Source organism: Dietzia sp. UCD-THP (assembly GCF_000349585.1).
In the GTDB taxonomy this organism is placed as follows: domain Bacteria; phylum Actinomycetota; class Actinomycetes; order Mycobacteriales; family Mycobacteriaceae; genus Dietzia; species Dietzia natronolimnaea_A.
Map to the genome: position 1 here is coordinate 36,682 of NZ_KB714657.1, position 23,964 is coordinate 60,645.

Annotated in this window: 17 protein-coding genes; all 17 read left to right on the plus strand. The window is 68.9% G+C overall.

All coding sequences use genetic code 11. From position 1 onward, the window contains the following. Window positions 1-19: 19 nt before the first annotated feature. The 17 genes from H483_RS35430 (at window position 20) to H483_RS35510 (ending at window position 23,964) form a co-directional block, all read left to right on the plus strand. Entirely contained in the window at window positions 20-829 is an 810-nt protein-coding gene (locus H483_RS35430; RefSeq protein ID WP_370446358.1) for an MlaE family ABC transporter permease, read from the plus strand. Beyond that, entirely contained in the window at window positions 826-2,262 is a 1,437-nt protein-coding gene (locus H483_RS35435) for an MCE family protein (RefSeq protein WP_017838133.1), read from the plus strand. The genes H483_RS35430 and H483_RS35435 overlap by 4 nt, the downstream gene beginning before the upstream one ends. Then, the gene (locus tag H483_RS35440) at window positions 2,259-3,350 is read left to right on the plus strand and encodes an MCE family protein (RefSeq protein WP_017838134.1); all 1,092 of its coding nucleotides are present in this window, start codon (window positions 2,259-2,261) and stop codon (window positions 3,348-3,350) included. The genes H483_RS35435 and H483_RS35440 overlap by 4 nt, the downstream gene beginning before the upstream one ends. Next, complete coding sequence (locus H483_RS35445; protein WP_017838135.1) at window positions 3,347-4,369, plus strand: MCE family protein; 1,023 nt, start codon at window positions 3,347-3,349, stop codon at window positions 4,367-4,369. The genes H483_RS35440 and H483_RS35445 overlap by 4 nt, the downstream gene beginning before the upstream one ends. After that, window positions 4,369-5,595, plus strand: coding sequence for an MCE family protein (locus H483_RS35450; protein ID WP_017838136.1), 1,227 nt, complete (start codon window positions 4,369-4,371; stop codon window positions 5,593-5,595). The genes H483_RS35445 and H483_RS35450 overlap by 1 nt, the downstream gene beginning before the upstream one ends. After that, window positions 5,595-6,851 carry an MCE family protein gene (locus H483_RS35455; protein WP_017838137.1) on the plus strand — a complete coding sequence of 419 codons (1,257 nt, stop codon included), beginning with the start codon at window positions 5,595-5,597 and terminating at the stop codon, window positions 6,849-6,851. Before H483_RS35450 ends, H483_RS35455 begins: the two co-directional genes overlap by 1 nt. Next, a complete protein-coding gene (locus H483_RS35460; RefSeq protein WP_017838138.1) occupies window positions 6,848-8,092 on the plus strand; it encodes an MCE family protein in 1,245 nt (414 codons plus the stop codon). Before H483_RS35455 ends, H483_RS35460 begins: the two co-directional genes overlap by 4 nt. Before the next feature lie 53 nt (window positions 8,093-8,145). Further along, entirely contained in the window at window positions 8,146-8,877 is a 732-nt protein-coding gene (locus tag H483_RS35465; protein WP_238556379.1) for a hypothetical protein, read from the plus strand. A 17-nt stretch (window positions 8,878-8,894) separates the two neighbouring features. Beyond that, on the plus strand, window positions 8,895-9,578 hold the full coding sequence (locus H483_RS35470) for a hypothetical protein (protein WP_017838140.1): 684 nt from the start codon (window positions 8,895-8,897) through the stop codon (window positions 9,576-9,578). A 426-nt stretch (window positions 9,579-10,004) separates the two neighbouring features. Further along, window positions 10,005-13,514, plus strand: a complete 3,510-nt coding sequence (locus H483_RS35475) for a DNA-directed RNA polymerase subunit beta (RefSeq protein WP_017838142.1) — start codon at window positions 10,005-10,007, stop codon at window positions 13,512-13,514. Window positions 13,515-13,637: 123 nt separating this feature from the next. Then, entirely contained in the window at window positions 13,638-17,597 is a 3,960-nt protein-coding gene (locus H483_RS35480; RefSeq protein ID WP_017838143.1) for a DNA-directed RNA polymerase subunit beta', read from the plus strand. A 198-nt stretch (window positions 17,598-17,795) separates the two neighbouring features. Continuing rightward, entirely contained in the window at window positions 17,796-19,169 is a 1,374-nt protein-coding gene (locus H483_RS35485; RefSeq protein WP_017838144.1) for a glycosyltransferase family 4 protein, read from the plus strand. After that, entirely contained in the window at window positions 19,163-19,882 is a 720-nt protein-coding gene (locus H483_RS35490; protein WP_017838145.1) for a class I SAM-dependent methyltransferase, read from the plus strand. The genes H483_RS35485 and H483_RS35490 overlap by 7 nt, the downstream gene beginning before the upstream one ends. Before the next feature lie 6 nt (window positions 19,883-19,888). Further along, window positions 19,889-21,022: a prenyltransferase gene (locus H483_RS35495; RefSeq protein ID WP_017838146.1), complete on the plus strand. Its 1,134-nt coding sequence runs from the start codon at window positions 19,889-19,891 to the stop codon at window positions 21,020-21,022. Between the two features lie 74 nt (window positions 21,023-21,096). Continuing rightward, entirely contained in the window at window positions 21,097-21,954 is an 858-nt protein-coding gene (locus tag H483_RS35500; RefSeq protein ID WP_017838147.1) for an LLM class F420-dependent oxidoreductase, read from the plus strand. A 79-nt stretch (window positions 21,955-22,033) separates the two neighbouring features. Then, the gene (locus H483_RS35505; RefSeq protein WP_017838148.1) at window positions 22,034-22,933 is read left to right on the plus strand and encodes an SDR family NAD(P)-dependent oxidoreductase; all 900 of its coding nucleotides are present in this window, start codon (window positions 22,034-22,036) and stop codon (window positions 22,931-22,933) included. Further along, entirely contained in the window at window positions 22,930-23,964 is a 1,035-nt protein-coding gene (locus H483_RS35510; RefSeq protein WP_017838149.1) for a pirin family protein, read from the plus strand. Before H483_RS35505 ends, H483_RS35510 begins: the two co-directional genes overlap by 4 nt.

Consider the following 23,964-nt stretch of genomic DNA (forward strand, 5'->3'; position numbering starts at 1 on the left):
CAGGGCCCGGCTCCGGGCGATGGTGCGCGGGCCGATCAGCTCGTTCGACAGCCTCGGGGACCAGCTCGCGTTCCACCTCCGGGCGATCCGCTGGATCCCACAGACACTCGTGCACTACCGGAAAGAGGTGCTGCGCCTCATCGCCGAGGTCACCTTCGGCGTCGGGGTGCTCGCGGTCCTCGGCGGCACCATCGGCGTGATCGTGATGATGAGCGGGTTCACGGGCGTCGTCGTGGGACTGCAGGGGTACGCCGCGCTGGACCAGATCGGGAGCTCGGTGCTCACCGGCTTCCTGTCCGCCTACGTCAACACGCGCGAGGTGGCTCCGCTGGTCGCCGCGCTCGCCTTGTCGGCCACCGTCGGGTGCGGCTTCACGGCCCAACTCGGCGCGATGCGCATCTCGGAGGAGATCGATGCGCTCGAGGTGATGGCGATCCCGAGCGTGCCGTACCTCGTCACCACCCGGATCATCGCCGGCTTCATCGCCGTCATCCCGTTGTACGTGGTGGGGCTGCTGTCCTCCTATATGGCGACGCGCGCCGTCAACACCATGGTGCAGGGGCAGTCGACGGGCTCGTTCGACCACTACTTCCATCTCTTCCTGCCACCGGAAGACGTGATCTACTCCTTCATCAAGGTGATCATCTTCGCGTTCGTCCTGGTGATGATCCACTGCTTCTACGGTTTCACCGCGTCGGGAGGCCCCGCCGGTGTCGGCGTGGCCGTGGGCCGCGCGGTGCGGACCACGATCGTCGTGGTAGCCATCCTGAACTTCTTCGTCGGACTCGCCCTCTGGGGCACCACCACGACTGTGAGGGTGGCGGGATGAACGAATTGTCAGCCGTGTCCAAGCGTCTGCTCGCGGCGCTGTTCATCGTGATCGTGCTGGTCTTCGTGGGGACCACCATCGCGATCTACAACCGAGCCTTCACCGCCTCGGACAGCGTCACCATGTACGCCGACGACATGGCGTTCGCGTTGCCCAACGACGCCGACGTCAAGGCACGGGGGGTCCTGGTCGGGCGGGTGTCCGGCGTCGAGCCCGAGGGGCAGCGTGTCCGCGTGAACATGGAGTTCGACCCCGCGTTCGTCGACCAGCTCCCGGCCAACATCAGTGGTCGTCTGCTGCCCAAGACGCTCTTCGGCGAGAGGTACGTGGCCCTGGGATTCCCCGAGCAGCCCGTCGGGACGATCGAACCGGGTGCCACCATCGAGCAGGACACCCGCGGGAACGCGATCGAGCTCGGCCGCGTCCTCGACGGGTTACTGCCGGTGTTGGAGGCGGTCCCCCCGGAGAAGCTGGCCGGAACGCTCGGTGCCATCAACCAGGCGCTCGCGGGCCGCGGCGACGAGATCGGCGCCGGGTTCGTGGAGATCGGGAGGGTCTTCGACGGTATCTCCGAGGAGATGCCGGCGTTGGAGTCGGGCCTCGAGGATCTCGCGACCTTCTCCCAGACCTATTCCGAGGCCCTGCCCGACCTCATCCACGCCCTGGACGCGCTGCGCACCACCGGGGACACGGTGATCCAGCGCCGCACCGACATCGCGGACGGGCTGCAGCGGATCAGCTCCTCGGCCGACGTGCTCACGGGATTCCTCGCGGCCAACCGCTCCGATCTCATCGCCCTCGCGATCGACTCCCGGACGTCCCTGGAATACCTCGCGGAGTACTCGCCCGCACTGCCGTGCACCGTGGACAACTTCATGACCGCGCTCGACCGCTCCGACGCGATCCTCGGGGTGGGAACCCCGAACCCGGGTATCCGGGTGACGATCGAGGTCGTCAACCCCAAGGGACGCTACGTGCCCAATCAGGACGAACCCCGGTTCTTCGACACGCGGGGCCCGAGGTGTTACGACCCGGTCGCGGAGCCGCAGATCTTCGGCGGAGCACCCGGTGGTGCCATCGCCGACGGGTCCTACCAGCCGCCCACCAGGAACCCCGGGCCGGAGTTCATCCCGACCCTGCCCAACCCGCTCGATCAGGACGGCCCCGTGCCCGCCCTGCGGACCCGCGGATCCGTGCCGGCGGCACCGGGACGCGCCGTACCCGAACAACCCAACCTGCCGTTCCCCTCGACCGTCACCGCCGGTCGGGACCGTGACGTCATGGCGATGGCCTACGCGGGCTCACCGCTGGAGACCGACACCGTGCGCACCGTGTACGGCGTCGCCACCGATCGCGACGCGGCGGACATCCCCGCGTGGATCGGTGGAATCGGGGCCCCGGCGCTGCGCGGGGCGGAGGTGAGTTTCCGATGAACGCCAAGGTCAAAGCACTGTTCCGCGGTGGGCTGCTCGGCTCGTTCATCAAGCTCGCCGTGTTCATCGTCGTCACCGTCATGCTCAGCACGGTGCTGGCCACCACCATCCGCGGTGGCACGCGGGAGGAGGGGACCCAGTACTCGGCCGTCTTCTCCGACGTGACCATGCTGGAGAAGGGCGACGACGTCCGGATCGCGGGCGTCGTGGTGGGCCACGTGAACGACTTCGAGGTCCACGACCGCGACCAGGCCCTGGTGCACTTCACCCTGTCCGGTGACCGCACCATCCCTGCGGACGCGCACCTCACGCTCCGCTTCCGGAACATGATCGGCCAGCGGTACATGAACATCTCCCGGGAACCCGGGCCGGCTCAGCCGGAGCTGCCCGAGGGCACCGTGATCGGCATCGAGAACACCACGCCCGCGGTCGACCTCACAGCGCTGTTCAACGGCTTCCGCCCCCTGTTCACGACACTGCAGCCCGAGGACGTCAACGCGCTGGCGGACTCCCTGATCCGGGTCCTCCAGGGCGAGGGCGGGACGGTGACCAGTCTGGTCCGTCAGACCGGCGAGCTGACCAACCACCTTGCCGATCGCGACCAGGTGATCGGGGAGGTCATCGACAACCTCACCCGGGTCCTGCAGACCATCAACGAACGCGACGTGCAGTTCCAGCAGCTCGTGGTGACCACGAGGCAGCTCGTCGAGGGACTCGCGCAGGAACGCGATGCGATCGGCAGCTCACTGGACTCGATCGCCGACCTCACGTCCTCGGCCGAGAACGTGGTCACCGCGACCCGGCCGGCCGTCGACGAATCGCTCGACCACCTGAAGCTGATCAGCGACAACATCAACGCCAATCGGGGGACGCTGAGCGAGGTCCTGGAGAACATGCCGGTCAAGACCGACAACCTCATCCGCATGGGGTCCTTCGGTTCCTGGTTCCAGTTCTATCTGTGCGGACTCGACGTGGTGCACGGTCCGGGCAACAACGTGCCCAACCTGCTGCCCAGCGGCGGGCCCGTCGTCAACCACACGGTGTACACGAACGTCGCGCCACGGTGCCACGAGGGGGGGATCCCATGAGCAAGCGGACGCCGGGTCAACCCCGGGTCGGAAACGCGACCATCGGAGTGATCGGGGTCGTGGTGATCCTGGTGCTCACGGCCGGGTCGTTCATGCTCGACTCCCTGCCGATCGTCGGGGCGGGACCGAAGTACGAGGCGTACTTCTCGGAGGCGGCTGGTCTCACGGACGGCAACGAGGTCCGCGTGGCCGGCGTCAAGGTGGGCGTGGTGACCGACGTGGAGCTCGACGGGGACAAGGTCGTCGTGGGGTTCCGGGCCAAGGACGCCTGGCTCGGGGACGACACCCGCGCCAGCATCCAGATCAAGACGGTACTCGGCCAGAAGTACCTGGCGCTGGTCCCCGCGGGCACCGGTGAGCTGGACCGCTCGGAGCCGATCCCCCTGGAGCGCACCACCGCCCCCTACGACGTGGTGACCGCCTTCTCCTCCGCCGCCGAGACGCTGGAGCAGATCGACGACGCCGCGCTCGCGGAGAGTCTGGACACGCTCACCGACGCCATGCAGGCCTCGCCCGAGGAGTTCCGCGGCGCCGTCGACGGCGTGGCGCGACTGTCCCAGACCATCTCGACCCGCGACGCGGAGCTGCGTCAGTTGCTCGAGGCGACCAGGACGAGCTCGGAGATCCTGGCCGAGCGGAACGACGACTTCCGTCGACTGATCATCGGGACCGGGCAGTTGCTGGGCGAGCTCAACGAGCGTGCCGAGACCCTCAAGCTCGTCCTCGCGTCGACCCGGGGGTTGTCGGCGGAGCTCCGTCTCCTCGTCGCGGACACCGAGGCGGAGTTCGGCCCGACCCTGGACAGCCTGGATTCCGCGTTGTCGGTCCTCACCGACCACGAGGAGGACCTCAAGAAGTCCATCCACAACCTCGCGCCGTTCTATCGCCTCTACGCCAACATGCTGGGCACCGGCAGGTGGTTCGACTCGGTGGTCACCAATCTCATCCCGCCGGGCATCCCCGAGCCGCCCTTCTATCCCGGTGCCCGTGCGCCGGCCCGACAGAGTGGGATCAACTGATGCACAAGAAGCTGCCGTACTGGTTGGTCGCGCTGCTCCTCGTCGTCGTCGTGGCGATCGTCACCGTGACCTACCTGACCGTCACCCGGATGGGCCGGACCGTCATCACCGCGACGTTCCCGTCGGCGGTGGGCATCTCCCAGGGCACCGACGTCCGGATCCTCGGCGTGACGGTCGGTTCGGTCGAGGAGGTCGTCCCTATGGGTGACACGGTGGAGGTCACGCTCTACGTCCGTCGCGGCATCGACGTCCCCGTCGACGCCAAGGCCGTGCAGGTGACCCCGTCGGTCATCCCGGACCGCACCATCCAACTCATGCCCGCCTACTCCGGTGGGCCCACGATGGAGTCCGGGGCGCACATCCCGTTGGACCGGACCGCGACCCCCGTCGAGGTGGACAAGCTCTACGCCTCGGTCCAGGACCTCACGGAGGCACTGGGGCCGGACGGCGCGAACAGGGACGGCGCCGTCGACAGGTTCGTCACCCGGTCCGCCGAGACCCTCGGCGGCAACGGCGCCGCCCTGGGGCGGTCGATCGACGAGCTGTCCCGTGCGGCCACGACCCTGGCCGACTCCAGTCAGGACATCAGCGAGACCGTGGTCAACCTCCAGTCGTTCGTCACGATGCTCGCGCAGAACGACGCGCAGGTCAGGCAGTTCAACACCCAGATGGCATCGTTCAACCAGACGGTGGCGGGTCAGCGGGAGGACCTGCAGGGTGCGCTGTCCGAGCTCAGTTATGCACTCGCCGACGTGGCGCGGCTGGTGCGGGATAACCAGGACTCCATCCGCTCCAACGCGGACCGACTGGCCGCACTCAGCCAGATCACCGCCGACCAGCGCGGCGACATCGAGGAGATCCTCAAGACGGCCCCGCTGGCCCTGGCCAACCTCATCGGTGCCTATGACTCGGAGTCGGGGACCCTCTCTATGCGCCCGAACATCCCGGAGAAGCAGAATCCGGCCGGCGTGCTGTGCCAGATCATGACGCTGGGCCGCCTCAACCCCGGGGACGAGATGCTCCGCGAACTCGACAACCTCCGCCGCGCGGACCTCCAGGCCTGTGAGGCGCTGGCGCCCGAGCGGAACCGAGAGCTCAGGGCCTCCAACCCCGACCTCCCCCTCGGGATCCTCGCGGGTGAGATGAAGCAGTCCATTCCGGTGCCCGGGACCGTCGAGGGCAACCGCGGATGGCCCATGACCCCCGCTTCCGAAGGAGGACGGTGATGAGTCGACACCGGTTCAGAATCGGTGGCAACGCGGTCCGTGCCGTGGGCGCGTCCGCCGCCGTGGCGGCCCTCGCGGCCGGGTGTTCGACCGACCTCCAGGACTACACGCTCCCGGGCGGCGCCGACGTGGGCGACGACCCGATGACCGTCTCCATCCAGTTCGACGACGTGCTGGACCTGGTCCTGCAGTCCTCCGTCAAGGTTAACGGTCTGGACGCCGGTCGTGTCTCGGGTGTCTCGTTGGCCGAGGACGGGTGGACGGCGCAGGTGGACGTCGTCCTCCGGGACGATCTCGGGTTGCCCGCGAACGTCGAGGCCTCGATCCAGCAGACCAACCTGCTGGGGGAGAAGTTCGTGCAACTCACCCCTCCCGAGGACGAGGAACCGACCGGGCAACTGACCGACGGCGCGGTCATCCGCACCTCCGACACGCGGACCGCCACCGATATCGAACAGGTGCTCGGCGCGCTCTCACTGTTGCTCAACGGCGGGGGAGTGGACCAGATCCAGCCCATCGTGGCCGAGCTGCGTTCACTGACCGACGGTCGCGAGGAGGGGCTCACCCAGACGCTCCGCTCGGCGGACGAGCTCATCGGCGGGCTCAACCGGCAGCGCGACAGCATCACCGCCGCGCTCGAGGGCGTCAACCTCATGACGGCCCGGGCGAACGACCAGCGGCAGCAGATCCAGGCGGCCCTCGACGAGCTGCCCGCCGGCGTCGCGGTGCTCGAGGAGCAGCGTCCCCAGTTCGTGGAGATGCTGCGCCGTGTCGACGCATTGGGCGAGGTGGGATCGGACATCCTGCTCACCAGCAGGGAGGACCTCATCGCCGACCTGAGGGCGTTGCGGCCGGTACTCCAGTATCTGGGGGAGTCCACGCCCGAGCTCATCGACCTGACCGGCTTCGTGCCCACCTTCCCGTTCCCGGACGCCTCCATCACGGCGACCGTCGGAGGGGCGGCCAACGTGTTCCTCTCGGTCGACGCCACGATCTCGGAGACGCTGCGCAACCTCGGTGCCAACCAGGGCGACCCCGTGTCCATCCGGCCGACCACGACCAGGGGGCCGTACAACGTGGACCCGGGTAACCCCTGGGTCGGCGGCAACGGTCCGGATCGCCGCACCACCATCGTCCTGCCACTGCTACCGGTCCCGCCGATCATGGACCGGGCTGTCGTGCCCAGGCCCGCACCGGGTACCTCGGAGTTCTCCGAGACGTACCTTCCAGAACCAGGGGAGCCCGGATACCAATGAGCAGAACGCTGAAAACCCAGCTCATCATTTTCGGCCTCATCGCTGCCCTGGGCATCAGCTACGTGGGCGCCAACTACGTGCGTCTGCCTTCGCTGCTCGGCATCGGCCAGTACAAGGTGTACCTGGATCTACCCGACACCGGCGGGGTCTTCACCAACGCCGCCGTCAACTACCGCGGTACCCCGGTCGGACGGGTCGGTGAGCTCACGCTGACCGAGGACGGGGTGCGGGTCGAACTGGACATGGACTCCAGTGCCCCCGAGGTCCCCGCGGACACCGTGGCCGTGGTGGCCAACCGCTCGGCGATCGGCGAGCAGTACGTCGACCTGTGGCCCAACACCTTCTCCGAGCCCTATCTCCGGGACGGGGACGTGATCTCCGCGGGCACCGAGGCGCTGCCGGTCCGGGTGGAGGACCTGCTGGCGTCGGTCGACGAGCTGTCACGGTCGGTCCCACTCGACGACCTCGAGGTGACCGTCGACGAACTCGGCAGGGCGTTCGAGGGCCGGGGCCCGCAGCTGCAGCGCCTCTCGGATTCCCTGATCCGTATCGCGGATTCCGGTATCCGGACGATGCCCCAGCTGCAGACCCTCATCCGCGACGGGGCCACGGTGCTCGACACGCAGGCCGACCAGTCCACGGAGATCGTCAGCTTCTCCCGCGACCTGCGGACCGTCACCGAGGCGCTGCGTGACTCCGACTCGGATCTCGAGAGGCTCATCGACACCGGGCCGGAGTTCGCGGACGAGATGCGATTCCTGGTGGAGAACTCGGGCGAGCCGCTCACGCGGACGTTCGGCAACCTGTCGACCACCATGAAGACGGTCGACCCGCTCGCCCCGTCCTTCGTCGTGCTGCTGCAGTTGCTCCCCGCCCTGAGCGCCGGAGGCCTCTCCGTGGCCCCGGGCGACGGCACCATCCACTTCGGTCTGGTCCTGGAGATGGACAACCCCACCCCGTGCACCCAGGGTTACGAGGGCACGTGGGACATCATCAACGAGATCAAGGCGCAGGACCCGTCGTTCGACCCTCAGGAACAGAACTTCCCGCCCAACTACGACGCGCGCTGCACCGTGCCCTTCGGCAGCCCGACCGCGGTCCGGGGCGCGGACCGCGTGGAGTACGCGAGCCCGGAGGTGACCCAGCCCTGGGACACCAAGCCGAAGGTCGACCCCGACCGGCTCAACCTGTCGGTGGCCGCCGAGCAGCTCGCCGTGCTCCAGGGACTGATCCCGCGGTGACCGCGGGACCGGGCGGCGGTCCGGTGCCCGGGGGTTCCGGTAGCGTCACGCCCATGAGTGCGCAGAACACCGATGGCCGCGCGGACGGCCGCACCGACGGCGTCGGCGAGGTCCGGGGCGTCCCGAAGTGGCTGGTGGTCGTCTCGGTGCTCGTCCTGGCCGCGGGCCTGGTGACCCTGGCCGTGTCGGGGGTCCGCTACGCCGAGGCCCGGTCCGCTCAGAACGTCGCGACCGAGCGGGACGCCGTGTCCGAGGTGGCCTCGCAGGTGATCATCAACGCGTTCAGCTTCGATCACCGGAACGTCGACGACTCCCTCCAGATGCTCGCGGAGGCCTCGACGGGGGACTTCCTCGTGGAGCAGGAGCAGTGGGCGGAAGATGTCCGTACCCGGGTGATCGAGCAGAAGGCGGTCACCACGGCCACCGTCTCGCACACCGCCGTGGAGGAGTTGGACCTAAACGAGGGGACCGCCGCCGTCCTGGTGGTCTTCACCGCTCATTCCGAGCGTGAGGGCCAGGAGGACATCACCGGTCGCCAGGCGATGCGGGTCGACCTGACCCGGGTCGACGACGAGTGGAAGGCCGATGCGGTCAACCAGGTGGGCGTGACGGTCCCGGTGGGGTCGTCCAGCCAGTCGGTGCAGGGACTCGAGGTGCCCGACGCCACCGACGAGGACACCGCCGGCGAGGACACCGCCGACGAGGACGCGGCCGACGCCGAGTCGCAGGAGGGGGCGACCACCGCGCCGACCACCCCCGCGCCGACGACCACCGCCGGCCGATGAGGAAGGACGGGCACTCGATGGACCACGACAACGACTGGTCGGACGCCTACGAGGGTGCGTACGGCAAGAAACGGAGGCGGCGCACCTCAACCGCTAAGGACCGCCCGAAGCGAAAGCCAGGGGAGCCGCAGCAGACGCCCGAGGGGGGCATTGGGGCTGCTCGCGAACACGGCTCGGATTTGGCGGCACGGCCGAACCGCCGGCGTTCCGGGGGGCGGACCCTCGCGTACGCGGCGCTGGCGGTGGGCCTGGTGGCTGGAGCCACCGGGGCGTTCCTGGCCACCGGGCCCGGGGTCGACGTGGACAACCAGGCGTTCGTCGACGCAGCGGTCACAGACGAGGTCCTCACCGCGGCGAGCACCAACGTCCAACGACTGGTCGCGATCGACCACGAGGCGCTGGACGAGTACCACGACTCGCTGGGGGAGTTCCTCACCCCGGAGCTCGTGTCCGAGTTGGACCAGAACTGGCCCGCTCTGCGCGACAGCTACGAGCAGTCGGCCACCGCCGTCGAGGCGCAGGTCCGTGAGGCGGGGCTGTCCTACCTCGACGGCGACAAGGCCGAGGTGCTCCTGGTGCAGGACGTCTCGATGACCCGTGACGGCATCGCGGCCGGGAGCACCAGCGGGACGTACGTGGTCGGTCTCGATCGGATCGACGGCGTGTGGAAGCTGTCCCGGATCCCCGACCTCCCCTCCTGACGGGCGGTCGGACGGGCCGGTTCACAGGGCATCTGCGGGTCGGACCGGACGAGATCCTTGACGAAAGGCCGTCGACCCGTCACCCTTTAGGGGCATCGGGCGATCAGATCGCCCGCAGGTGCGACGTCCCGACCGGGGGCCGATGAGGCGAGAGCCACGAGGGCAACCAGCGCGGGGACGGACGGCGTACCCGCCCGCACACAGCCTCCGGGGGCACCCCCGTCGACGGCTGGACTTCCGCGCCGCCATCCGCTAGATTAGGTCGTTGCGCTGGCTGCTATTTGCACTCTCGTCCGTCCGTGACGGCTCGTCCCCGGTCCCACCGGGTGTTCTTCGAGTCCTCGACCGGGTCGGATTCGGGTGGATACCCGTCGGCGGACCGCTCGCAGATACATCTGTGGTCACCGCCCGTGGTGATCACGTGAGGTGCTGGAAGGACCCATCTTGGCAGTCTCCCGCCAGACCAAGTCAGTTTCCACCGTTCCCGGTGCGCCCCGGAGGGTCTCGTTCGCGAAACTCTCCGAGCCGTTGCCGGTCCCGGGACTGCTCGACCTCCAGACGGAGTCGTTCGAGTGGTTCATCGGGTCGGAGGAGTGGCAGCAGAGGGCCGCGTCACGCGGCGTCACGAACCTCGAGGGAGGCCTGGAGTCGATCCTCAGGGAGATCTCCCCGATCGAGGACTTCTCCGGATCCATGTCGCTCTCGTTCTCCGATTCGTACTTCGAAGAGGTCAAGGCCTCGATGGAGGACTGCCGCGAGAAGGACCGTACGTACGAGGCGCCCCTGTTCGTCACGGCCGAGTTCGAGAACACCGAGACGGGCGAGATCAAGTCGCAGACCGTCTTCATGGGTGATTTCCCGATGATGACGGACAAGGGCACGTTCATCATCAACGGCACCGAGCGCGTCGTCGTCTCGCAGCTCGTCCGCTCGCCCGGCGTGTACTTCGACCGCAGCCGCGACAAGTCCACGGAGCGCGACGTCCACTCCGTGAAGGTCATCCCGTCGCGTGGTGCGTGGCTGGAGTTCGACGTGGACAAGCGCGACACGGTCGGTGTGCGTATCGACCGCAAGCGCCGTCAGTCCGTGACCGTCCTGCTCAAGGCGCTCGGCTGGACCACCACCGAGATCAAGGAACGCTACGGCTTCTCCGAGATCATGATGTCCACCCTCGAGAAGGACACGGTCGAGGACACGGACCAGGCGCTGCTCGAGATCTACCGCAAGCTGCGCCCGGGCGAGCCGCCGACCCGCGAGTCCGCGGAGGCGCTCCTGGAGAACCTGTTCTTCAAGGAGAAGCGCTACGACCTGGCCCGCGTCGGCCGCTACAAGGTCAACCGCAAGCTCGGTCTGCCGGACCCCGAGGGCGACGACACCACCACGCTCACGCGTGAGGACATCGCCGCCACCATCGAGTACCTCGTGCGCCTCCACGCGGGCGAGACCTCGATGCAGGTCCCCGGCGGGCGCGAGGTCCCGGTCGACGTCGACGACATCGACCACTTCGGAAACCGTCGTCTGCGAACCGTCGGCGAGCTGATCCAGAACCAGGTCCGCGTGGGCCTGTCCCGGATGGAGCGCGTGGTCCGCGAGCGGATGACCACGCAGGACTCCGAGGCGATCACCCCGCAGTCGCTGATCAACATCCGGCCCATCACCGCCGCGCTCAAGGAGTTCTTCGGAACCTCCCAGATGTCGCAGTTCATGGACCAGAACAACCCGCTGTCGGGTCTGACGCACAAGCGGCGCCTGTCCGCTCTGGGCCCCGGCGGCCTGTCGCGTGAACGCGCCGGCCTCGAGGTCCGCGACGTGCACGCCTCGCACTACGGTCGCATGTGCCCGATCGAGACCCCCGAGGGTCCGAACATCGGTCTGATCGGGTCGCTCTCGGTCTACGCCCGGGTCAACCCGTTCGGCTTCATCGAGACCCCGTACCGCCGGGTCGTCGACGGCGCCGTCACCGACCAGGTCGACTACCTCACCGCCGACGAGGAGGACCGCCACGTCGTGGCGCAGGCCAACTCGGAGATCGATGAGAACGGACGGTTCGTGGAGGACCGCGTCCTCGTGCGCAAGAAGCACGGTGACGTCGAGGTCGTCGCGGGCACGGACGTGGACTACATGGACGTCTCGCCGCGGCAGATGGTCTCGGTGGCCACCGCCATGATCCCGTTCCTCGAGCACGACGACGCCAACCGTGCCCTGATGGGCGCGAACATGCAGCGTCAGTCGGTCCCGCTCGTGCGCTCCGAGTCGCCGCTCGTCGGTACCGGCATGGAGCTGCGCGCGGCGGTGGATGCCGGCGACGTCGTCGTCAACAGCCGTGCGGGCGTGGTGGAGGAGGTCTCGGCCGACTTCATCACCGTCATGGACGACGACGGCGGTCGCCAGACCTACCGGCTGGCCAAGTTCGCGCGGTCCAACCAGGGCACGTGCTCCAACCAGAAGCCGATCGTGGACGAGGGGATGCGCGTCGAGGCCGGTCAGGTCCTCGCCGACGGACCCTGCACCGAGAACGGCGAGATGGCGCTGGGCAAGAACCTGCTCGTGGCGATCATGCCGTGGGAGGGCCACAACTACGAGGACGCGATCATCCTCTCGCAGCGACTCGTGGAGGAGGACGTGCTCACGTCCATCCACATCGAGGAGCACGAGATCGACGCCCGCGACACCAAGCTGGGCGCCGAGGAGATCACCCGCGACATCCCCAACGTCTCCGACGAGGTCCTCGCGGACCTGGATGACCGCGGCATCGTGCGCATCGGCGCCGAGGTCCGTGACGGCGACGTGCTGGTCGGCAAGGTCACGCCCAAGGGCGAGACCGAGCTCACCCCGGAGGAGCGCCTGCTGCGCGCCATCTTCGGTGAGAAGGCCCGCGAGGTCCGCGACACGTCGCTGAAGGTGCCCCACGGTGAGTCCGGGAAGGTGATCGGCGTCCGCGTGTTCTCGCGTGACGACGACGACGACCTGCCCCCCGGCGTCAACGAGCTCGTCCGGGTCTACGTGGCGCAGAAGCGCAAGATCCAGGACGGCGACAAGCTCGCCGGCCGCCACGGCAACAAGGGCGTCATCGGCAAGATCCTCCCCGCCGAGGACATGCCCTTCATGCCCGACGGCACGCCCGTGGACATCATCCTCAACACGCACGGTGTCCCGCGTCGTATGAACATCGGTCAGATCATGGAGACCCACCTCGGCTGGTTGGCCAAGGCGGGCTGGGAGGTGCCCCGCGAGGCGGACGGTTCCCTCCCCGAGTGGGCGACCAAGCTGCCGGAGGAGATCCACAGCGTCGAGGCCGGCACCAACACGGCCACCCCCGTCTTCGACGGCGCGGCGGACACGGAGATCACCGGCCTGCTCGGCTGCACCCTCCCGAACCGTGACGGTGAGCGGATGGTCGAGGCCGACGGCAAGGCGACCCTGATCGACGGTCGGTCGGGTGAGCCGTTCCCGTACCCGGTGTCCGTGGGGTACATGTACATCCTCAAGCTGCACCACCTGGTGGACGACAAGATCCACGCCCGCTCCACGGGTCCGTACTCGATGATCACCCAGCAGCCGCTCGGCGGTAAGGCCCAGTTCGGTGGCCAGCGCTTCGGTGAGATGGAGTGCTGGGCGATGCAGGCCTACGGTGCCGCGTACACCCTCCAGGAGCTGCTCACGATCAAGTCGGACGACGTCGTGGGTCGCGTGAAGGTGTACGAGGCGATCGTCAAGGGGGAGAACATCCCCGAGCCCGGCATCCCGGAGTCGTTCAAGGTCCTGCTCAAGGAGCTGCAGTCGCTGTGCCTCAACGTCGAGGTGCTCTCCAGCGACGGCCAGGCGGTCTCGTTGGGCGAGGGCGCCGAGGACGACGACCTCGACCGCACCGCCGCGAACCTGGGGATCAACCTCTCCCGGGACGAGTCCTCGGCGGCGGACGAGCTGGCGCAGTAGGCGCCTGGGGCGCGCGACACCGGCGCCCCGCATCCGACAGAGTCAGTATCACCACGGCGGGCCCCGTACCGGCCCCACCCCGCGAGGGGCCCGCCACCATCCCATACGGGAAAGGACGCCTACGTGCAGGACGTCAACTACTTCGACGAGCTGGTCATCAGCCTGGCGACGGCGGAGAACATCCGTAACTGGTCCTACGGCGAGGTCAAGAAGCCGGAGACCATCAACTACCGCACCCTCAAGCCGGAGAAGGAGGGCCTGTTCTGCGAGAAGATCTTCGGCCCCACCCGGGACTGGGAGTGCTACTGCGGCAAGTACAAGCGCGTGCGCTTCAAGGGCATCATCTGTGAGCGCTGTGGCGTCGAGGTCACCCGTGCCAAGGTGCGCCGTGAGCGGATGGGCCACATCGAGCTGGCCGCGCCCGTCACCCACATCTGGTACTTCAAGGGCGTCCCGTCGCGTCTGGGCTACCTCCTGGACCTCGCGCCCAAGGACCTCGACAAGATCATCTACTTCGCGGCCTACGTCATCACCGGCGTGGACTCCGACCTGCGCCACAACGAGCTCAGCACCCTCGAGGCGCAGATCCTCGAGGAGCGCAAGATCATCGAGGACGAGCGGGACTCGGACATCGAGGCACGCGCCAAGAAGCTCGAGGCCGACCTGGCCGAGCTGGAGGCCGAGGGTGCCAAGGCCGACCAGCGCCGCAAGGTCAAGGACGGCGGCGAGAAGGAGATGAAGAAGATCCGCGAGTCGGCCCAGCGTGAGCTGGACCGTCTCGAGGAGATCTGGACCACCTTCACCAAGCTCGAGGTCAACCAGATCATCGTCGACGAGAGCATCTACCGCGAGCTCGAGGACCGCTTCGGCGAGTACTTCGAGGGCGGGATGGGTGCCGAGGCGATCCAGTCGCTGCTGGAGAACTTCGACCTCGAGTCCGAGGCCGAGAGCCTGCGCGACATCATCCGCAACGGCAAGGGCCAGAAGAAGATCCGCGCGCTCAAGCGCCTCAAGGTCGTCTCCGCGTTCCTGCGCTCGGGCAACAACCCGGCCGCGATGGTGCTCGGGGCCGTCCCGGTGATCCCGCCGGAGCTGCGGCCGATGGTCCAGCTCGACGGTGGGCGCTTCGCCACGTCGGACCTCAACGACCTCTACCGCCGCGTCATCAACCGCAACAACCGTCTCAAGCGGCTGATGGATCTCGGTGCCCCCGAGATCATCGTCAACAACGAGAAGCGGATGCTGCAGGAGTCCGTGGACGCGCTGTTCGACAACGGTCGTCGCGGCCGGCCCGTCACGGGGCCGGGCAACCGTCCGCTCAAGTCGCTCTCGGATCTCCTCAAGGGCAAGCAGGGCCGGTTCCGCCAGAACCTGCTCGGCAAGCGCGTCGACTACTCGGGTCGTTCCGTCATCGTCGTGGGCCCGCAGCTCCAGCTGCACCAGTGCGGTCTTCCCAAGCTCATGGCTCTCGAGCTGTTCAAGCCGTTCGTCATGAAGCGGCTGGTGGACCTCAACCACGCCCAGAACATCAAGTCCGCCAAGCGGATGGTCGAGCGTCAGCGCGACCAGGTGTGGGACGTGCTCGAAGAGGTCATCGCCGAGCACCCGGTGATGCTCAACCGTGCGCCCACGCTGCACCGCCTCGGCATCCAGGCGTTCGAGCCGCAGCTCGTCGAGGGCAAGGCCATCCAGCTCCACCCGCTCGTGTGTGAGGCGTTCAACGCCGACTTCGACGGTGACCAGATGGCCGTGCACCTCCCGCTGTCCGCGGAGGCGCAGGCCGAGGCCCGCATCCTGATGCTCGCCTCGAACAACATCCTGTCGCCGGCATCGGGTCGGCCACTCGCCATGCCGCGTCTGGACATGGTGACGGGTCTGTACTACCTGACCCGGCTCGACGAGGGCGCCACGGGCTCCTACGTCCCGGCCGCGCAGGACGCACCGGCGACCGGCGTGTACTCGACCCCGGCGGAGGCCATCATGGCCGTCGACCTGGGGGTGCTCGACATCCACGCGCCGATCCGGGTGCGGATGACGCACCAGCGGCCCCCCGCCCAGATCGAGGCGGAGCTGTTTCCCGAAGGGTGGAGCCAGGGCCAGGAGTGGATCGCCGAGACCACGCTGGGTCGTGTGATGTTCAACGAGCTGCTCCCGGCGGACTACCCGTTCGTCAACGAGCAGATGCCGAAGAAGCGTCAGGCCGTCATCATCAACGACCTCGCCGAGCGGTACCCGATGATCGTCGTCGCGCAGACGGTGGACAAGCTCAAGGACACCGGTTTCTACTGGGCCACCCGCTCGGGCGTCACCATCGCGATGTCCGACGTGCTGGTCCCGCCGGCCAAGAAGGAGATCCTCGCCTCGTACGACGCCAAGGCGGCCCGCCTCGAGTCGCAGTTCGGCCTGGGCAAGATCACCGACGAGGAGCGCAAGAGCGACCTGGTCAAGCTCTGGCAGGAGGCCACCGACGAGATCGGTCAGGCCATGGAGGCCAACTACCCGGACTCCAACCCCATCCCGACGATCGTCAAGTCGGGCGCGGCGGGCAACATGACCCAGATCCGCTCGCTCGCGGGCATGAAGGGCCTGGTGACGCGTCCGAACGGCGAGTTCATCCCGCAGCCCATCAAGTCCTCCTTCCGCGAGGGCCTGACCGTGCTCGAGTACTTCATGAACACGCACGGTGCGCGTAAGGGTCTGGCCGACACGGCGCTCCGCACGGCCGACTCGGGCTACCTCACGCGACGTCTCGTCGACGTCTCGCAGGACGTCATCGTCCGCGAGACGGACTGTGGGACGAGCAAGGGCATCGAGACGATCATCGCCCGCCGCGAGGTGGACGCGCACGGGGTCGAGACCGGAGCCCTCTCGCGGGACGAGCACGTCGAGACCTCGACGTTCGCGCGCACCCTCGCGGAGGACGCGGTCGACGCCTCCGGAACGGTCATCGTGGCCGCCGGTACCGACCTCGGCGACCCGACGATCGAGGCACTCATCGCGGCCGGTGTGGAGAAGGTGAAGGTCCGCTCGGTCCTCACCTGCACCACGGGCACGGGCGTCTGCGCCACCTGCTACGGCCGGTCCATGGCGACCGGTCTGCTGGTCGACATCGGCGAGGCCGTCGGCATCGTCGCCGCCCAGTCGATCGGTGAGCCGGGTACCCAGCTGACCATGCGCACGTTCCACCAGGGTGGCGTCGGTGACGACATCACCGGTGGTCTGCCGCGTGTGCAGGAGCTCTTCGAGGCCCGGGTGCCCAAGGGCAAGGCCCCGATCGCCGAGGAGGCGGGCCGCATCCGCCTCGAGGAGGAGGAGCGCTTCTACACCATCACGATCGTGCCGGACAACGGCGCGGACGAGATCGTGTACGAGAAGCTGTCCAAGCGTCAGGGACTCGCGCACATCATCCTCGATGACGGGTCCTCCCGCCCGATCGTCGACGGCGACCACCTCGACCGCGGGCAGCCACTGCTCGAGGGGCCGGCCGACCCGCACGAGGTGCTGGCCATCCTCGGACCGAACGGCGTCCAGAAGTTCCTCGTCGACGAGGTGCAGAAGGTCTACCGCGCGCAGGGCGTGTCCATCCACGACAAGCACCTCGAGGTGATCGTCCGGCAGATGATGCGTCGGGTCGCGATCAACGAGTCCAACAGCACCGAGTTCCTGCCCGGTGCGCTGGTCGAGCGTGCCGAGCTCACCGCGGAGAACCGTCGCGTGCTCACCGAGGGCGGCTCGCCGGCCTCGGCGCGTCCGGTCCTCATGGGGATCACCAAGGCCTCGCTCGCCACGGACTCGTGGCTCTCGGCGGCCTCCTTCCAGGAGACCACCCGCGTGCTCACCGACGCCGCCATCAACCGGCGTTCGGACAAGCTCGTGGGGCTCAAGGAGAACGTCATCATCGGTAAGCTCATCCCGGCGGGTACCGGCATCAACCGGTATCGGAACTCGACGGTCGAGCCCACCGAGGAGGCCCGCGCGGCCGCCTACTCCATCCCGGACTATGGCGACGGGTTCTACGGTCCCGAGGACGGATTCGGCGACGCCACCGGCGCGTCGGTCCGCCTGGACGACCTGGGGTACTGAGCCGACCCCGCCGGCGGTCATCGGCCGGCACGCACCACCACTGGACCCCCGGACGCCCCGAGCGCCCGGGGGTCCGGTGCGTCGGCCCCGGCCGTGTCGTCGCTGGCCGCGAACGTGTTCTAGACTTGCTCGATGTGCCCTGAGCCGCCGCGGTCCTCGCGGTGGACCGGGGCCGGATGACGGAAGGGGGCATTGGCCGTGCGCATCGCACTGCTCTCGTACAGGAGCAAGCCACACGGTGGCGGGCAGGGCGTCTACGTCCGACACCTCAGCCGCGAGTTGGCCGCGCTGGGTCACACCGTGGAGGTGTTCTCCGGTCAGCCGTACCCCGAGCTCGACCCGGGTCCGTCGCTCACCAGGGTCCCGAGTCTGGACCTGTACAACGACGCCGATCCGTTCCGCACGCCGCACCCCCGGGAGATCCGCGACCGGATCGACCTGCTCGAGGTGGTCACCATGTGGACCGCCGGCTTCCCCGAGCCACGCACTTTCAGCCTCCGCGCGGCCCGGGCCCTCACTCCGCGACTCGCCGACTTCGACGTGGTGCACGACAACCAGTGCCTGGGCAGCGGCCTGCTGACGCTCGAGGAGGCCGGGTTCCCGGTGGTCGCCACGGTGCACCACCCCATCACCCGGGATCGCGACCTCGCCATGAAGGAGGCTCCCTGGCGCAAGAAGATCACCACCTGGCGCTGGTTCGGTTTCCTCGGCATGCAGATCCGCGTGTCCCGGAAGCTGGAGGAGATCATCACCGTCTCCAGCAACTCCGCCGAGGACATCGCGTCGGATTTCGGGGTGGATCCGGAGCGGATCGTGACGATCCCGCTCGGGGTGGACACCGACCGGTTCCACGACCGTCGCGACCGCGAGTCCGGGCGCCTGGTGTGTGTGGCCAGCGCCGACCAGCCGCTCAAGGGCGTCCCGGTGTTGCTGCGCGCACTGGCGAAGGTCCGGCAGGAGCACCCGGGGGTGCGGTTGACGCTGGTTTCCAAGCTCAAGCGCAAGGGGGAGGCCTCGAGGCTCCTGGACTCCCTGGGGTTGCGAGACGCGGTCGACCTGGTGTCGGGGGTCGACGACGACGAGTTGGCCGAGCTCGTGGGCACCGCGGAGATCTCGGTCGTGCCGAGCATGTACGAGGGCTTCTCGCTGCCCGCGGTCGAGGCCATGTCCAGCGGCTGCGCGTTGATCGCCAGCCGCGCGGGGGCGCTCCCGGAGGTCGTCGGCACCGACGACACGGCCGCCCGGCTCGTCGAGCCCGGCGACGTCGACGACCTCGCCCGCCAGATCAGCGCACTGTTGTCCGACCCGCTCGAGCGACGACGCCTGTCGCAGGGCGGACGGCAGCGGGTGATGGAGCGCTACAGCTGGGCGGCCGTGGCACGCAGGACCGTCGAGGTCTATGAGACGGCGATAGCCAGGGTCCGGGGCGAGACGCTCCCGGATCTCACCGCCGGTCCGGTCATCGGGCCGGACCAGGCAGAGATAGACGAGCACGTCACCGACGACGTGCCCGAGGTGCTCCCCGGGGCCGGGGAGTACGACATCCGTGAGCAGGAGGACGCCGCATGCTGACCGCCGACTTCGATCGTCTGGGGGTCACCCCCGGCATGCGAGCCATCGACGTGGGAGCCGGCCTCGGCCGGCACACCTTCGAGCTCTACCGCCGCGGGGCCGATGTCACCGCCTTCGATCAGAACGCCGACGAGATGCGTCAGGTGACCGAGATGCTCGCCGCGATGGAGGCCGAGGGTGAGGGCCTGCCCACCTCCAAGGGGGAGGCCGTGACCGGGGACGCGCTCGACATGCCCTACGAGGACGGCACCTTCGACCTGGTGCTCATCTCCGAGGTGCTCGAGCACGTCCCGGAGGACACCCGGGCGATCGCCGAGCTCGTGCGGATCCTCAAGCCGGGTGGCGTCGCCGCCGTCACCGTGCCGCGCGAGTGGCCGGAGAAGCTCTGCTGGAAGCTCTCGGACGCCTACCACTCGAACCCCGGCGGCCACTGCCGCATCTACACCGCCGAGGAGCTGGGCTACAAGCTCCGCGCCGCGGGCCTGGAGGTCACCGGCACCGGCTTCGCGCACGCGCTGCACGCCCCCTACTGGTGGATCAAGTGCGCGGTGGGCACGGAGAACGACGACCACCCGCTGCCCAGGGCCTATCACAAGCTCCTGGTGTGGGACCTGATGAAGGGGCCCTGGGTCACCAGGACCGCCGAGAAGGTGCTCAACCCGGTGATGGGCAAGTCCATCGTGTTCTACCTCCGCAAGCCCGCGGAGGCCTGATCGTCAGTGCTCACCTCCAACACCGCAGTAGACCGGTCCCGTCCCGTCCCCAGCGTCCCGGGGGTGCTCGACGCCGACGCGGCGCGGGCCACCGGTGAGTGGATCGCCTCCGTGCAGCGTCCGAGCGGAGAGATCCCGTGGTTCACGGGCGGGCACACCGACCCGTGGGACCACGTGGAGTCGGCCATGGGGCTGACGGTGGCCGGGCAGTGGGAGGCCGCGGAGAAGGCGTACGGGTTCCTCCTCGACACCCAGCGGGCCGACGGCTCGTGGCCGGTGAGGTGGCAGGACGGGGTCGTCGTCGACGCGGACACGGACTCCAACTTCTGCGCCTACGTCGCTGTCGGTGTATGGCACCACCACCTGGTCACGGCCCGGCAGGGATTCCTGGAGTCGATGTGGCCGACGGTGCGCAGGGCGCTGGACCTGGTGCTGACCTTTCAGGGCCCGGAGGGTCAGATGTGGTGGGGCGCCGGGGAAGAGGGCTTCTGCGAGGAGGCCCTCATCACGGGGTCCTCGAGTGTCCACCACGCCCTGCGGTGTGGCGTCGCGATCGCCGAGGAACTCGGGGAGACGGCCCCGGACTGGGACGCCGCCGCGGACTCCCTCGGGCACGCCCTGCGGGCGCACCCCGAGCTGTTCACCCCCAAGGACGAGTTCTCCATGGACTGGTACTACCCGGTGCTCGGCGGGGTGATGGTGGGGGAGCAGGCGCAGCAGCGGTTGGATGCCCACTGGGACCGGTTCGTCGTCGACGGTCTGGGGATCCGGTGCGTGGACCACCGGCCGTGGGTGACCGGCGCCGAGACGTGCGAGCTCGTGCTCGCCCTCGAGGCGGCGGGCCGGCACGACCAGGCCCTCGAGCAGTTCACCAACATGCAGCACCTGCGGGACTCAGACGGCTCCTACTGGACCGGGTTGGTGTTCGCGGACGGCAAGCGCTGGCCCGTGGAGCTGAGCACGTGGACGGGGGCGGTGGTGCTGCTCGCGGCGGACGCGCTGTCGCGCACCACGCCGGGCAACGAGATCTTCCGCTACGTCTCGGACCACACCATGCAGCGACTGCAGCGTGCCCCGGGCGATCCGGCCGACTGCACCCCGGGCGAGGAGTGCCCGCCGATCCCGGCCACGGTGCGCTAGTCTGACGGAAACCGCCGCTGGACACCTGTCTGGTCAGGTGTCGGCCGGCGGCCCCGACGGCACGAGGAGCGCCCATGCAATTCGGACTCACCTTGTTCACGAGTGATCGGGGGATCCGGCCGACGGTGGCCGCGGTGGCCGCGGAGAAGGCGGGGTTCTCGGCGTTCTATGTACCCGAGCACACCCACATCCCGATCCGGCGCGAGGCCGCGCACCCGGGCACCGGCGGGGCCGAGCTGCCCGACGAGCGCTACAGCCGCACGCTCGACCCCTGGGTCACGCTCGCCGCGGTCTCCTCGGTCACCTCGACGATCCGCCTCGGCACGGCCGTCGCGATCCCGGTCGAGAGCGACCCCATCACCCTGGCCAAGACCATCGCCTCGGTCGACCACCTCTCGGGCGGCCGCACGGTACTCGGGGTGGGGTACGGCTGGAACCTCGACGAGATGGCCGACCACAACGTCCCGCCGAAGCTGCGCCGTACCATGCTGCGCGAGTACCTCGAGGCCATGCGCGAGCTGTGGAGTCGGGAGGAGGCCGAGTACCACGGGCGGTTCGTGGACTTCGGCCCCAGCTGGGCCTGGCCCAAGACCGTTCAGTCCGGCGGACCCCGCACGCTCGTCGGTGCGGCGGGAAACGAGAAGAACTTCAAATGGATCTGCCGCAGTGCCGACGGGTGGATGAGCACTCCCATCTCCCAGGACATCGCGGGGAGCGTCCGGCAGTTGCGGGAGTTGTGGGCGGAGGCCGGCCGGGAGGGGGAGCCGTACATCGTGGTGCTCGACGGCAAGCCGGTCCCCGAGAAGATCGAGATGTACCGGGAGTTGGGGGTGCACGAGCTGGTCTACGGCACACCGGAGAGATCCGAGGAGGAGGTACTGGCCTACATCGACCGTTTGGCCGGCAAACTCGGACTGCACGTCGGCGCCTGACGCAAGGCGGGGTCCGATTCGCCGGTTCCCGCGCCCGAGCCCCTCACGGCGGCCCCGCCGCGCCGGTACCGTCGGCGGTATGACCTCCGCCACCGCCTCCGGCACCCCCGTCGTCGTCATCACCGGAGCCGGGGGCGGCCTCGGTGCCGCCACGGCCGCGCTCTACGCCGCCCGCGGGTGGCACGTGGTCGCCGCCGACCTCAGCGCACCACCGGGCGGCGTCGGGATCACGCCCGCGGCGGTCGACGTGACCGACACCGTGTCACTCGAGGCGCTCGCCGACCGGGTCCGCGCGGACCACGGCCGTCTCGACGCGCTGATCACCTTCGCCGGGATCCTGGGGATCGGACCGCTCGCCGAGACCGACCCCGACCGGGTCCAGCAGGTGCTGGACGTGAACGTCATGGGGACCGTCCGGACGGTCCACGCGATGTTCGACCTGCTCCGCGCCAGTAGCGGACGCGTGGTCCTCATCAGCTCGGAGACCGGGCCCCAACACGCGATGCCGATGAACGGCGCCTACGCCATGAGCAAGCACGCGATCGAGGCCTACGGTGACTCGCTCCGGCGCGAACTCATGTTCCTCGGCCTGGACGTGGTGCTCATCCAACCGGGCCCGTTCCGCACGGGGATGACCGCCTCGATCCGGCGCCGCTTCCAGGAGTCCACGCTCCCGGGTTCCCCCTTCGCCGCCATGGCCGCCGTGATGGGCGAGATGGCGGCGGGGGAGGACGACAAGGCGGCCGATCCCCGCGTCCTCGCGGAGGCCGTGTGGACCGCCGGCACCACAGCCCGTCCCCGCCACCGCTACGCCGTGAAGTGGGACCTCGGCCGCAGGCTCCTGGACCACCTGCCGGTCCCGGTCGTGGACAGGGCGCTCACCCTGGCCCTGGGCGGCAAGATCGCCGACAGACGGCTCGAGATGCGGCGCGAGGCGGCCGACACCCTCAGCGCCGCCGACGCGGAGGTGCGGTCGTGAGCAACCTCGACGCCCGTCCGGAGGAGATCGACTGCGAGGCGGGGGGAGCACCCGGCGGACCCGAACCGGGCGGTGCCGCGGTGGAGATCATCACCTCCCGTGACGTGCCCCTCGGCGGACCGCGCGCGATGACGGTCAGGCGGACCCTGCCGCAACGTCAGCGCTCTCTGATCGGAGCCTGGTGCTTCGTCGACCACTACGGTCCGGACGACGTGTCGGCCACCGGCGGTATGGACGTGCCCTCCCACCCACACACCGGACTCCAGACCGTCAGCTGGCTGTTCGAGGGCGCGGTGACCCACCACGACTCCGGTGACAACCACGCGGTGGTCCGGCCCGGCGAGGTCAACCTCATGACCTCCGGAGCGGGGATCTGCCACACCGAGGTCTCGACCCAGGACACGGGCGTTCTGCACGGCGTGCAGCTGTGGACGGTGCTGCCCGAGAGGGACCGCGAGACCAGCGGCCGGGCGTTCGAGCACCACGTTCCCGAGAGGGTGGAGTACGAGGGCGGATCGGCGTTGGTCTTCATCGGGTCGTTGCTGGGCTCGTCGTCGCCCGTCGCGACCTTCACCCCGCTCCTGGGCGCGGAGCTCCGACTGGACCCCGGAGCCCGGCTCACCCTCGATGTCGACCCGGAGTTCGAACACGGGCTCCTGGTGGACACCGGCGACATCACGCTCGAGGGTGTGACAGTCCACCCCGCGCAACTGGGTTACACGGGGGTCGGCGAGGCCACCCTGACGATCGACAACACTGGATCCACCCCGGCGCGCATGATCCTCATCGGTGGCACCCCGTTCGGCGAGGAGATCGTCATGTGGTGGAACTTCATCGGCCGCAGCCACGACGAGATCGTGCGCTACCGGCAGGAGTGGGAGGACGGGTCGGATCGCTTCGGGCGGGTCGACGGGTATATCGGGCGCAACCCCGACGGGCTCACCCGCCTCCCCGCGCCCACGCTGCCCGGCAGCGTGCTCACGCCGAGGGCGAACCCGGCGGCGCGGGCACGGGCCGGGGAGGACGCCTGA

Coding starts and splice junctions, on each gene's coding strand:
- H483_RS35430 (WP_370446358.1), top strand. CDS start 20: ATGGTGCGCGGGCCGATCAGCTCGTTCGACAGCCTCGGGGACCAGCTC.
- H483_RS35435 (WP_017838133.1), top strand. CDS start 826: ATGAACGAATTGTCAGCCGTGTCCAAGCGTCTGCTCGCGGCGCTGTTC.
- H483_RS35440 (WP_017838134.1), top strand. CDS start 2,259: ATGAACGCCAAGGTCAAAGCACTGTTCCGCGGTGGGCTGCTCGGCTCG.
- H483_RS35445 (WP_017838135.1), top strand. CDS start 3,347: ATGAGCAAGCGGACGCCGGGTCAACCCCGGGTCGGAAACGCGACCATC.
- H483_RS35450 (WP_017838136.1), top strand. CDS start 4,369: ATGCACAAGAAGCTGCCGTACTGGTTGGTCGCGCTGCTCCTCGTCGTC.
- H483_RS35455 (WP_017838137.1), top strand. CDS start 5,595: ATGAGTCGACACCGGTTCAGAATCGGTGGCAACGCGGTCCGTGCCGTG.
- H483_RS35460 (WP_017838138.1), top strand. CDS start 6,848: ATGAGCAGAACGCTGAAAACCCAGCTCATCATTTTCGGCCTCATCGCT.
- H483_RS35465 (WP_238556379.1), top strand. CDS start 8,146: ATGAGTGCGCAGAACACCGATGGCCGCGCGGACGGCCGCACCGACGGC.
- H483_RS35470 (WP_017838140.1), top strand. CDS start 8,895: ATGGACCACGACAACGACTGGTCGGACGCCTACGAGGGTGCGTACGGC.
- H483_RS35490 (WP_017838145.1), top strand. CDS start 19,163: ATGCTGACCGCCGACTTCGATCGTCTGGGGGTCACCCCCGGCATGCGA.
- H483_RS35500 (WP_017838147.1), top strand. CDS start 21,097: ATGCAATTCGGACTCACCTTGTTCACGAGTGATCGGGGGATCCGGCCG.
- H483_RS35505 (WP_017838148.1), top strand. CDS start 22,034: ATGACCTCCGCCACCGCCTCCGGCACCCCCGTCGTCGTCATCACCGGA.